Raw genomic sequence first — 767 nt, forward strand, 5'->3', positions numbered from 1 at the left:
GAAAGGAATGGCTAAACTTTCTGAAATCGATCAATTAAAATTAGAATTACGAAGAAAAGAAGTTGAATTAGAAATATTAAAAAAATACAAGGAATTGGAAAGGAAGTGTCGCCTCAAGCAGTTGTAAAATTAGTGGAAGAATTGAAAGATAAATATACCGTACATTTAATTTGTTCCTGCCTTAATGTACCTATATCTACTTACTATCGATGGAAAAAGAAAGATTTTTCTCCAACAGTTATTGAAAAAACAATCGGCAAAATTTGTAAGAAAAACAAATTTATTTATGGATACAGAAAGATTAAATATTTAATTCAAAAGGAATTAAATCAAGTTGTTAACCATAAGGTTGTGCAGCGGATTATGCAGAAAAATGGTTGGAATTGTGCGGTAAGACCGAAAAAAGCTATCAAAATAGGTAAACCATTTTCAATTACTGACAATACTCTAAACAGAAATTTTTCAGCGGACAAACCTATGCAAAAGTTGACTACTGATATCACATATTTACCTTTCGGCCCTAAACGATTATATTTATCGTCAATCATGGATTTACACAATGGAGAAATACTTGCTTATACAATTGGTCCTAAACAAGATACTAAGTTTGTATTGGATACATTAAATCAAATTGACTTACCTAAGGATGTTCTACTACATAGTGATCAAGGCAGCGTTTATACTTCTGCTGAATATTACAATTTATGTAAAGAAAAAAACATTATCCGCAGTATGTCCCGTAAGGGGACACCCGCAGATAATGCACC

General features: G+C 31.4%; 1 pseudogene. It reads left to right on the forward strand.

The features are described 5' to 3' along the window. Positions 1 to 767: pseudogene (locus O3798_RS08740) on the forward strand (IS3 family transposase); the annotation flags it as partial.

This window comes from Granulicatella sp. 20925_1_45, assembly GCF_041433555.1.
In the GTDB taxonomy this organism is placed as follows: Bacteria; Bacillota; Bacilli; order Lactobacillales; family Aerococcaceae; genus Granulicatella.